Source organism: Sellimonas intestinalis (assembly GCF_001280875.1).
GTDB lineage: Bacteria > Bacillota > Clostridia > Lachnospirales > Lachnospiraceae > Sellimonas > Sellimonas intestinalis.
On record NZ_LGAJ01000013.1, the window covers coordinates 193,078 to 203,374 of the forward strand.

Consider the following 10,297-nt stretch of genomic DNA (forward strand, 5'->3'; position numbering starts at 1 on the left):
AGGATGGAAATTCTAAAAATAGAAAACCTGACAAAAGTGTATGGAAAAGGTGAAAATGAGGTTCATGCACTGAACGGCGTATCTTTTTCCGTGGAAAAAGGCGAATTTGTCTCTATCATCGGATCATCCGGATCCGGCAAATCTACATTACTGCATCTGATTGGAGGTGTGGATCGCCCGACGTCCGGCAAGGTCTATGTGGACGGTAAAGATGTTTATGCCCAGAAGGAGGACGCCCTTGCCATCTTTCGAAGACGACAGGTAGGACTTATTTATCAGTTTTATAATTTGATTCCAGTGCTGAATGTGGAAGAAAATATTACGCTCCCGGTACTGATGGACGGAAGAAAAGTAAATGAGAAACGATTTGAGGAGCTCATTGATATTCTGAAAATGAAAGAGCGGCTTCATCATCTGCCGAACGAACTTTCGGGAGGGCAGCAGCAGAGAGTGTCTATTGGAAGGGCTCTCTTGAATGCGCCGGCGATTTTGCTGGCGGATGAGCCGACAGGAAATCTGGACTCGGAGAACAGCAAGGAGATCATGAATCTGTTGCGGTACTCAAACCGTGCCTATGACCAGACGATGCTTGTTATCACACATGATGAAAATATCGCTCTTCAGGCAGACCGTATCATTACTCTGGAAGACGGGAAGATCATAAGGGATGAGGTGGTCCGGTAATGAGTATCTTCGCAACGATCACAAATAAGACAATGAAACAAAATAAAGCCCGAACGATTTTGACGATCATTGGAGTAATCTTGGCGACTGCTATGATCTGTGCGGTTGTCACACTGGGAGTCAGTCTCCAGCAATATATGTATGACTATGCGGTCAAGACAGACGGAAGATGGCACGTTGGAGCCAAAGGACTTTCCATGGAGGAAGCCGAATTGTTCCAGAATGATGAGGATGTGAAAGACTCCGTTTCCATTTCTGAGGTCGGGTATGCTAAGATCGGGGAGAATGATGAGGATCTCTTCGGGCAGTACCTATATATTCAGACGATTGACGAGAAGGCCGCGGATATGCTTTCATTGAAGCTGACACAAGGAAGGCTCCCGGAAAATGAGCAGGAGATCATCGTACAAGGTGGGCTCGAGCAGAATGGAAAGGAAATTCGCATCGGGGATACTGTTTCTTTTCCGATAGGCGACCGTATAGATGAGGATGGAAACGCGCTTTTGTTTAATGCAATGCTTCAGTATGAGGAAGGTGGGGAGATAACGGAACATTTTCAGGAAAGAGAAGAAAGACAGTTTCAGGTGGTAGGATTTTTGGAACACTGGGGAGATACACAAAGAAACGGCGCGGGTATCGATGCCTTCATCGGAAAAGGAGATCATCCCTATGCTGTCAATCAACTTTATATGGAGTTAAAACAGCCAAAGGAGGCATTTACTTTTATAGAAAAACATCACAATGAAGCATTATTACAGGAAAATTCGAGTGTTCTTAAATGGATGGGAATATCGGGAAATGAGTCTTTCCAAGGCATGTTAAGCGGAATGTTGACAATTCTCATTATTATTATCGGAGTGGGTGCTGTTTCCTTGATCTATAACGCTTTTTCTATTTCCCTAAGGGAGAGGACGACGCAGTTTGGTCTGCTGTCTTCCATAGGAGCGACAAAAAGGCAGTTGAGAAGATCCATGTGGCAGGAAGCGATTGTGGTAAGTGCGATTGGAATTCCATTGGGAATTCTCTCCGGAATCGGCGGCATCGGAATGACTCTGCATTTTATCGGCGGATCGTTGGCACAGTATGTTCACGGGGATACGGATGGGAGAATCACGCTTCATACTTCTCCGCAGGCAATCATTGTGGCGGCGTTGATTTCGTTTTTCATTATCTGCATTTCCGTGTGGATTCCAATGGCTAGAATTAAGCGGATTACACCACTTGAGGCAATTCGCGCCAACAAAGACGTTCGAATCCGAGCAAAGGAGGTTAAGAGCCCGAAGATCATCCGCAGGCTTTTCGGAGTGGAAGGGATGATGGCTGATAAAAACTATAAGCGGGACCGCAAGAAATATCGTGCTACTGTATTTTCTCTCACTGTAAGTATTGTTCTTTTTACGGCGGCCACTTTGTTTTCCAGTTACATGGATATGACAGGTGCGTTTATGTTGGAAGCTCCGGAATACGAATTATCATACAGGGTCTCCGATTCGGAGTTGGATGAGGGAGAAAGAGAAGAGATTCTGGGGATGATGGAGCAGGGGGAAAAGGTGGAGAATGTTGAACTGCACGGTGAAATGTACAGCCTCGTATCAATCCCGAAAGAGGAGCTGAGTGAGGAATGGAGCGATCTTCTGATAGGAGAAGGGCTGGAGTCATATTATAATATGACAGAAGAAGAGGCGCGGGTATATAATGAAAAAAATCAGTATGAACATGCTATGATTATCAGTTTGTCGGATGAAAAGTTTAAGGAATATGCAGATTCCCAGGGAATTGATGCCTCGCCATACTTTCGAGAAGGAAACAAAGACGTGCTTTTCTACGACAACTACCGGTATTACGACGGACAAAGCGAAAAGTACAGAAAGATTCACACCATGAATGGGGAAAAAATAAGTATACAAATTCTCCCGGAAAGCCAGTACGATGACAGTGTGAAAGAACGACCAGAGACAATCATGGAACAGGCAAGCATGATTACACTTGCGCAGCGAGTTAAGAGTATGCCGGATCTGATTTCAGACCCTCAGGAAGTTTGTGCGGTTATTATCCCGGAGAGTAAAGCTGGGGAACTGGTCGGGGATAATGGATACAATCGTTCGGGATTTATCTGGGATTACCAGATTAAGTCTTCTAATTACAAGGAATCTTATGAAGACCTGACATCACGGATGGAAGACCGGGGAATGGACAAAGATTCTTTGATCAATATCGCACAGCAGTATGAACAGGACAGAGGGATTCTTCTTGCAATCAGGATTCTTTCCTTTGGATTTATTACCCTGATTTCGATGATTGCGGCGGTTAATGTGTTTAATACGATATCCACAAATGTCATGCTGAGAAAACGAGAATTTGCCATGATGAAATCCATGGGAATGACAATGAAAAGCATGAAGAAGATGATGAATTACGAGTGTCTGATTTACGGATTCCGGTCTATCATTTATGGAGTGGTGCTTTCACTTACAATCAGCTTTGCCATGTATATGGTACTAAGCCAGGGGGCAGCGGTTGATTTCCGACAGCCTTGGGGTGGAATGTTGATTTCCGTACTATGGGTGTTTGCTGTCGTGTTCATCACAATGCTTTACTCCATGAGCAAGATTAAAAAACAGAATATTATTGATGAACTGAAAAAAGATGTATAAAAAATAGGAAGAAAGCTGCTGCATCCGTTGAAATTTTGCAAGGATGCAGCAGCTTTTTAAGATAGACATACTTTCTAAAAGCAGTCAACTGTGTACCAAAATAAAGGAAGAGGGAACCAGTCCAGCGGAACGGAAAGCTCCATATAACGCCCATAAGGAGTTAAAAGCAATTTTTGAGCATCCATTTTACTAAGGTGAACAGCGTCTTTGGCCGCATGGCTTTCGACCCGGACGTGGTTTTGGCAGACTGTAATTGTAATTGGCTGGTGGTCCATAACTGCAGAAAAAAATCCATCTGAAAGTCCGCACGTACGGGATTTTACAGTAAGAAACATATCAAGGACTGCCGCAAAATCAAAGATATTATACATATTGGAAGGCTGAATCTGATAGTATTCCGCAAAGTCGGAGACTTCCTTACATAAAGCCACTTCATATTCCGGAAAAAGGAAGGAAGAGGATTTTAAATGAAATTGATGAAAATAGGCCTTAATCACTTTTTTTGTATCCTGAGGGGATAAAAGAGCTAATTCACTGACGGTTGAATGATCTTCGGAGGAGATCAGATAACCAATCAAAGTCCCATTTTTTTGAATACCCCAAGGATGTTGATGGTAACTGGTAAAAAGAGACTGCAATGTATCCAGGTTTCGTTCTACATAAACTTCCCGGGAAGCAAAAATCCTGGGAAGAAGTTTCTCCCATCCGGCAATTTCAAAGAATGGAGAAAAAAGAATTTCGTTGTTGTCAGTATCTTTCAGTGCATGGCGAATATTGCTTATATTAATATGATATCTGTATTGGACCCCACCGGATGTATAACCAAAATATTCATATCGCTGTCTTTGCCCTCCAAGAATACTGATGTGATATTGTCCAGACATCTCTTCAAGCTGCAGTTTCATCAGTTCTTTCATATGACCTTCTCCACGATATTTCGGGTCGACAACCATAATTCCAAGAAAATTTGCCAGCAGTGTCTTTCCAGATGCATGGACAGTTTGGGGAAGAACAGCATTTTCCGCCACCAGTTTTCCGGACTCCGTTTCTGCTACTTTTGTAATACGGTCAGAATGATCACCTTTATAGTAAACTTTTGGTAATAATTCTTCAATGTCAAATCCAAATGTATGATTTGCAAGGTCAACATATTCATTTCGCTCTTCCGGCCGTGCCTGCCTGTAAATCGTCATGTGATCATTCCTCCTTTGTACTATGCAACATAGCGTTGTCTTTTTCCAGTTCACGCAAAATGATAGAAGCTGTTTTTCTTACTGTGCTGGTCACTATTTTTGTACACAGTTCTTTTCGCTCAGGAGCATCTTTGGCGTATCCACGAATCAAAACTCCGCAGCACGGGGATTTGAAAGAGTCACGGAAGAAATCGTGCAGTTCTTTTGTAAGGGCGAAGCAGCGCTGGATCTTCGGATCCCCTGGTGTGCGCCTCCCGAAGAAATAACCGATACACATCGTACCTCCTGCCAGAGCGCCACAAATACAACCGCCGCCCCCAAGTCCCCATGGAAATCCGCTGCTCATGGCGATAGCGTCATCCGACAGATCAATCCCAAAATGCTTCCGAATCGCATAGATTACAGATTCCGAGCAGGCAAAGCCTTGATGAAAAATATCAGCAGCGTCCTGCTCAAGCTTCTCCATATTCATTGTAGTATTCATCTACCTTCCTCTTTTCTGTTCTCATTTTCTCTTATTATACAATTTGTAAAGAGAAAAGTAAAATTCTTAAATTTATTGAAAAACAATAAAAGTATATTGAAAAACAATAAATACCATGTTATGGTAGAGAAAATGAAAAAGCAAAAAGGAGGATTTCAGAAATGATGGGCAAAAGATCGGAGGGAAAGATGGTCCTTGTGACCAGGTGGATTTTAAATTTTATGCTGGTTTCCGGAGTGCTTGTATTTGTCTCCTTACCGTTTCTGTTACAATACGCAGGAGACCATTATGCCCCTATCATTAAGGAACACTATGTTCTGTATCTCATTGTATATCTGATCAGCGGGGTAATGGGAATTATTATTGTCTACTGTCTAAGAAAGATGATTGGAACCGTGATACGTCGGAACTGCTTCGTAGATGAAAATGTCAGGGAGCTGAACATTATGGGGATGTCAGGATGCGTTATCACAGTGACGTTTCTGATCAAAGAAATTCTGGCGTGGACGGCTGCGGGTATCGTGATTGTGATTGTCTTTTTCATTGCGGCGCTCTTTAGCTTTGTACTGGCAGGAGTCTTTGCGGAGGCGGTCCGTTACAAAAAGGAAAATGATCTGACGATTTAGAGGGGGATGGTAACATGGCAATACGAATGAATCTGGATGTAGTCATGGCAAAACGAAAAATTGGACTGACGGAATTATCCAGGGAAGTGGATATTACAATGGCGAATCTGTCTATTCTAAAGAATAATAAAGCAAAAGCGGTTCGCTTTACGACTTTGGAGGCCCTTTGTAAGGCGCTTCACTGTCAGCCCGGAGATTTGATGGAATATGTAGAAGAGGAGGAATCAAATGAAGGATAATGCATATGAAAGAATCATGGACAGCAAGGCTGGGAAAATCCTTGCGGGAAGTTTGGTGTACGGGATTATGTTTGAAATCCTGTTGTACCGTAATATGAATGGAATCGGAATACCGGTCCTCATGCTGACGACCTGCCTGTTTCTCATTGGATTTTTTAGGATATTTGAGATGCGGATCAAACAGGAGACGGTGTTTTATATGGCGGCCATGGTACTACTCGGAATATCTACCGTACTGACCACGTCGGACTTTTTTCTGATATGGAACTGGTTTGGAAGTATTTGTATGTTCTTCCTCGTTTTGATTCATCAGTTTTACGATGACCGGAAGTGGAGCTTCGCACAATATCTGAAAATCTATCTGAGGATGTGGTTTGCTCCCTTTGGTAATCTGCTTTCCCCATTTAGGGCGCTGATCCGGGAAAAAGGACGGAAAGCAAAACCCGGTGAGAAAACATCGTCCGGTTACGTCACCCAGATCTTTATTGGATGTGTGGCGGCGATTTTGCTTCTGATCATCATCTTGCCGCTTTTATTTTCCGGGGACATGATGTTTGCGTCTTTTATCCGTATTTTTACAGGAAATATGGATGGATTCCACTTTCCGGCAGAAAAACTTTTTTTGTTCTTGTTTGGATTTGTACTTTGTTTTGCAGTATTGCAAGCATTTGCCAATTATGATCCAGATTTGTGTAAGAAGGAACAGGAGGATCGACCTGTCCAGGTGTCAGGGATTACCTGCATATCCATTCTGACGGCAGTTTACGTGGTGTTCTGTCTGATCCAGATCGGAGCTTTATTTTTTGGACGCGGCAATGGGCTTCCGGCTGGCTTTACTTATGCTGAATACGCAAGAAGTGGTTTTTTTCAGTTGCTCGGAGTCTGCCTTCTTAACCTTGTGATTGTTCTTACTGTAATCCATCTGTTCCGGCCGGGAAGAACCATGCAGAAAGTTCTCACCGTATTTTCGGCCTGCACCTATATTTTGATTGTATCATCCGCCTACCGTATTTGCATGTATATAGGAGCTTACCAGATGACACTTCTGAGGGTTCTGGTATTGTGGGGATTATGTGTCTTGTCTTTCATTTTGGCAGGTGTTATAGTAAATGTGTATAAAAAAGACTTTCCGCTGTTTCGCTACAGTGCCATGATCTGTGTGCTTTGTTATCTCATTCTTTCCTTTTCAAGACCGGATGAATGGATGGCGCGTTATAATCTGAAAAACAAGGAAGACTGGATCGAATCCTACGATGAGATCCGATATCTTTTTTCCGAGGACTTTTTGCTGGCACTTGACCAGATCACGATATCAGGAGATACTGGAAATCTTATTTCCTATTGTCAGGAGGTAGTGGATAACTATGACAATGAGCCTGGATGGACCTACCACATCGGAGAGGCGAGGATAAAACAGGCAGCGGAGTGGTTTTTAAGTGAATATGTGAAGAACACACCATAAGGAGAGAATACATGCGTACAGTAAATGTCAGTGAACTCACAAAGAGCATCAAAGAAATGTGCATAGAAGCAAACCATTATCTCTCAAAAGATATGGAAACGACTTTGAAATGTGCCCGGGAGACGGAAGCTTCCCCGTTAGGGAAGCAGATCCTGAATCAGCTTTCTGAAAATCTCAAAATTGCGGCGGATGATATGATCCCGATCTGCCAGGATACAGGGATGGCGGTCGTCTTTTTGGAGATCGGACAGGACGTCCATCTGGAGGGCGGCAGTGTGGAAGATGCGGTGAATGAGGGCGTCCGTCTGGGGTATACGGAAGGATTTTTGAGAAAATCTGTAGTCCGGGATCCGATTGAACGGGTCAATACCGGTGACAATACTCCGGCTGTTATTCATTACCATATTGTTCCGGGAGAAAAGGTCAAAATTACAGTGGCTCCAAAAGGATTTGGAAGCGAGAATATGAGTCGCGTCTTCATGCTAAAGCCTGCGGACGGTATAGAAGGTGTTAAGGAAGCGATTTTAAAAGCAGTTAGTGATGCGGGGCCGAACGCCTGTCCACCAATGGTCGTAGGTGTTGGAATCGGAGGTACGTTTGAAAAGTGTGCATTGATGGCCAAGGAGGCACTGACACGAGAGACGGGAGCTCATTCGGAGATTTCTTATGTGAAAGATTTGGAAGAAGAAATGCTTGCAAAGATCAACGGCCTTGGTATCGGACCGGGAGGACTTGGAGGAACCACCACAGCGCTGGCAGTCCACATCAATACCTATCCGACCCACATTGCGGGACTTCCGGTAGCAGTCAATATCTGCTGTCATGTGAACCGGCATATTGTCCGGGAAGTTTAGGAAGATATGAGACAGACGAAGAAAATCAGAAGGGAAGGATCGAAAGATGGAAAAAAGGATTGCGGCACCAATAGATAAGGAAAACGTCAGGACGTTGATCGCGGGAGATTATGTATATATTACAGGAACGATTTACACGGCAAGGGATGCCGCCCACAAGAGAATGAAAGAGGCATTGGATCGGAGCGAATCTCTTCCGTTTGATATCCGGGGACAGATCATTTACTACATGGGACCTTCCCCAGCACGAGAGGGGCATCCCATCGGTTCCGCGGGACCGACCACAGCAAGCAGAATGGATCGGTACACACCAGAACTTCTCGACCTTGGGCTGGGAGCCATGATTGGAAAGGGAAAGCGTACAAAAGAGGTACTGGATGCAGTTGTAAGAAACCAATCTGTCTATTTTGCGGCAGTAGGAGGAGCTGGAGCTTTGTTGTCCAAATGTATCCGATCTTCCGAGGTGATCGCCTACGAAGATCTTGGAACAGAGGCGATCCGGAAATTATATGTAGAGGATTTCCCGGTCATTGTGGTGGCAGACTGTAAAGGGAACAATCTGTATGAGACCGCAATCGAAAAATACAGGAATGCATAAGAGGAGATAAGACATGAAACGTATTGTAATGATGGTACTTCGGAACCTGATTTTTGTTCCTTATGGATGGATTAAGCTTTGCTATTATGCCAGCCATGTCGATAAATATACGGAGGAAGAGCGCTACCGTCTTTTGAAATATATTGACAGTAAGGCAAATAAAGGCGGAAGCGTCCACATTGAGGCACATGGCGTTGAGAATATTCCAAAGGAAAACGGATTTATGTTTTTCCCGAATCATCAGGGGCTCTACGATGTGCTGGCAATCATAGATGCCTGTCCGGTCCCTTTTTCCGTAGTAGCGAAAAAAGAAATTGGTAATATTCCGTTTTTGAAGCAGGTCTTTGCTTGTATGAAAGCATATCTCATTGATCGGGATGATGTCAGACAGGCCATGCAAGTTATCATTGATGTGACAAAAGAAGTCCAAAGTGGAAGAAACTACCTGATTTTTGCGGAAGGAACCCGCTCGAAAGAGGGAAACAAACCGGGAAATTTTAAAGGTGGAAGCTTCAAGTCAGCCACAAAGGCGAAGTGTCCAATTATACCGGTTGCGCTGATCGATGCTTTTAAACCATTTGATACAAACAGTATTAAGCCGGTCAACGTACAGGTTCACTTTTTAAAACCGATTCCTTATGAAGAATATAAAGATATGAAGACGACGGAAATCGCCGCAGAGGTAAAGCGTCGCATTGAGGAGACGATTGCGACATCAGCGGAATAAGAAATGATATACCAGAGTATTAGAAAAAATGCCGTATATGGGATTCACTTATGAAAAAGAGAAATCCGGTGTACGGCTTTTATTATATCAACAAACTAGAACCTGGCAGGCGCAAAAAGATGAGATGACTCTTGGACAGGAAGGCGGAAACAAATATCTGAAATCATACAGTGTTTCATTCACTAAAAAAAAGAAATCTTACTTCATGCTGAAAAACCTAAAAAATGCGCTTGACAATATACTGGGAGTTTAGTATAATAACTCATGCGTTACGAAAACGCACAATTTTATACTGACAAAATTCAGTATCCGGAGAAATACTCAAGAGGCTGAAGAGGCGCCCCTGCTAAGGGTGTAGGTCGGGCAACCGGCGCGAGGGTTCAAATCCCTCTTTCTCCGTTTTCTTTATGGCCTTATTTAAAGGGCAGATAAAGAGAAAGATTATCAAATCAAAGAAAATAAAAAAGTTTCAAAAAACACTTGACACAGAGGAACAGATGTGATAATCTAATATAGCTGTCGCGAGACAGCGCTCAGAACTTTGATAACTGAACAATAGACAACGATCCCTGAAAATTCAAGAGAATTATTCAGAACAGGAACTTTAAGTTCCACAAACCAGACAACAGTAACGGGATAGATTAGCGAGAGTTGATCTTGACCAGAACAAGTTCTTATTACGAGAGTTTGATCCTGGCTCAGGATGAACGCTGGCGGCGTGCCTAACACATGCAAGTCGAGCGAAGCGCTGTTTTCAGAATCTTCGGAGGAAGAGG

Annotated in this window: 10 protein-coding genes, 1 tRNA gene and 1 rRNA gene; 10 read left to right on the forward strand and 2 right to left on the reverse strand. The window is 43.5% G+C overall.

Annotation, left to right across the window (positions count from 1 at the left end):
• Nucleotides 1-3: 3 nt before the first annotated feature.
• A complete protein-coding gene (locus AOA56_RS12520) occupies nucleotides 4-684 on the forward strand; it encodes an ABC transporter ATP-binding protein (RefSeq protein ID WP_024733947.1) in 681 nt (226 codons plus the stop codon).
• Entirely contained in the window at nucleotides 684-3,338 is a 2,655-nt protein-coding gene (locus tag AOA56_RS12525) for an ABC transporter permease (RefSeq protein WP_053769800.1), read from the forward strand. The genes AOA56_RS12520 and AOA56_RS12525 overlap by 1 nt, the downstream gene beginning before the upstream one ends.
• A gap of 74 nt (nucleotides 3,339-3,412) precedes the next feature.
• Here AOA56_RS12525 and AOA56_RS12530 read toward each other — a convergent pair whose 3' ends face one another.
• Together AOA56_RS12530 and AOA56_RS12535 are read right to left on the reverse strand one after the other, a co-directional pair.
• The gene (locus AOA56_RS12530) at nucleotides 3,413-4,531 is read right to left on the reverse strand and encodes a GNAT family N-acetyltransferase (RefSeq protein WP_053769801.1); all 1,119 of its coding nucleotides are present in this window, start codon (nucleotides 4,529-4,531) and stop codon (nucleotides 3,413-3,415) included.
• A 4-nt stretch (nucleotides 4,532-4,535) separates the two neighbouring features.
• Nucleotides 4,536-5,015 (reverse strand): C-GCAxxG-C-C family (seleno)protein, encoded by a 480-nt coding sequence (locus AOA56_RS12535; RefSeq protein WP_024733950.1) that lies wholly within the window; start codon nucleotides 5,013-5,015, stop codon nucleotides 4,536-4,538.
• A gap of 161 nt (nucleotides 5,016-5,176) precedes the next feature.
• Between AOA56_RS12535 and AOA56_RS12540 the strand changes: the two genes are divergently transcribed.
• From AOA56_RS12540 to AOA56_RS12580, 8 genes are all read left to right on the forward strand, one after another.
• Nucleotides 5,177-5,641, forward strand: a complete 465-nt coding sequence (locus tag AOA56_RS12540; RefSeq protein WP_024733951.1) for a DUF2975 domain-containing protein — start codon at nucleotides 5,177-5,179, stop codon at nucleotides 5,639-5,641.
• A 14-nt stretch (nucleotides 5,642-5,655) separates the two neighbouring features.
• Nucleotides 5,656-5,880: a helix-turn-helix domain-containing protein gene (locus AOA56_RS12545; RefSeq protein WP_024733952.1), complete on the forward strand. Its 225-nt coding sequence runs from the start codon at nucleotides 5,656-5,658 to the stop codon at nucleotides 5,878-5,880.
• Nucleotides 5,870-7,342 carry a DUF4153 domain-containing protein gene (locus tag AOA56_RS12550; RefSeq protein WP_053769802.1) on the forward strand — a complete coding sequence of 491 codons (1,473 nt, stop codon included), beginning with the start codon at nucleotides 5,870-5,872 and terminating at the stop codon, nucleotides 7,340-7,342. The genes AOA56_RS12545 and AOA56_RS12550 overlap by 11 nt, the downstream gene beginning before the upstream one ends.
• 11 nt (nucleotides 7,343-7,353) lie before the next feature.
• Nucleotides 7,354-8,196, forward strand: coding sequence for a fumarate hydratase (locus AOA56_RS12555; protein ID WP_024733955.1), 843 nt, complete (start codon nucleotides 7,354-7,356; stop codon nucleotides 8,194-8,196).
• Between the two features lie 46 nt (nucleotides 8,197-8,242).
• Nucleotides 8,243-8,794, forward strand: a complete 552-nt coding sequence (locus AOA56_RS12560) for a Fe-S-containing hydro-lyase (RefSeq protein WP_024733956.1) — start codon at nucleotides 8,243-8,245, stop codon at nucleotides 8,792-8,794.
• Between the two features lie 13 nt (nucleotides 8,795-8,807).
• A complete protein-coding gene (locus AOA56_RS12565) occupies nucleotides 8,808-9,521 on the forward strand; it encodes a lysophospholipid acyltransferase family protein (RefSeq protein ID WP_024733957.1) in 714 nt (237 codons plus the stop codon).
• A 311-nt stretch (nucleotides 9,522-9,832) separates the two neighbouring features.
• Nucleotides 9,833-9,920, forward strand: a tRNA-Ser gene (locus AOA56_RS12575).
• A gap of 276 nt (nucleotides 9,921-10,196) precedes the next feature.
• A 16S ribosomal RNA gene (locus AOA56_RS12580) occupies nucleotides 10,197-10,297 on the forward strand; the annotation flags it as partial.

Bases quoted from the DNA above. Each gene is read 5' to 3' on its own strand.
- AOA56_RS12555 (WP_024733955.1), top strand. From the start codon at position 7,354: ATGCGTACAGTAAATGTCAGTGAACTCACAAAGAGCATCAAAGAAATG.
- AOA56_RS12545 (WP_024733952.1), top strand. From the start codon at position 5,656: ATGGCAATACGAATGAATCTGGATGTAGTCATGGCAAAACGAAAAATT.
- AOA56_RS12520 (WP_024733947.1), top strand. From the start codon at position 4: ATGGAAATTCTAAAAATAGAAAACCTGACAAAAGTGTATGGAAAAGGT.
- AOA56_RS12540 (WP_024733951.1), top strand. From the start codon at position 5,177: ATGATGGGCAAAAGATCGGAGGGAAAGATGGTCCTTGTGACCAGGTGG.
- AOA56_RS12565 (WP_024733957.1), top strand. From the start codon at position 8,808: ATGAAACGTATTGTAATGATGGTACTTCGGAACCTGATTTTTGTTCCT.
- AOA56_RS12550 (WP_053769802.1), top strand. From the start codon at position 5,870: ATGAAGGATAATGCATATGAAAGAATCATGGACAGCAAGGCTGGGAAA.
- AOA56_RS12535 (WP_024733950.1), bottom strand. From the start codon at position 5,015: ATGAATACTACAATGAATATGGAGAAGCTTGAGCAGGACGCTGCTGAT.
- AOA56_RS12525 (WP_053769800.1), top strand. From the start codon at position 684: ATGAGTATCTTCGCAACGATCACAAATAAGACAATGAAACAAAATAAA.
- AOA56_RS12530 (WP_053769801.1), bottom strand. From the start codon at position 4,531: ATGACGATTTACAGGCAGGCACGGCCGGAAGAGCGAAATGAATATGTT.
- AOA56_RS12560 (WP_024733956.1), top strand. From the start codon at position 8,243: ATGGAAAAAAGGATTGCGGCACCAATAGATAAGGAAAACGTCAGGACG.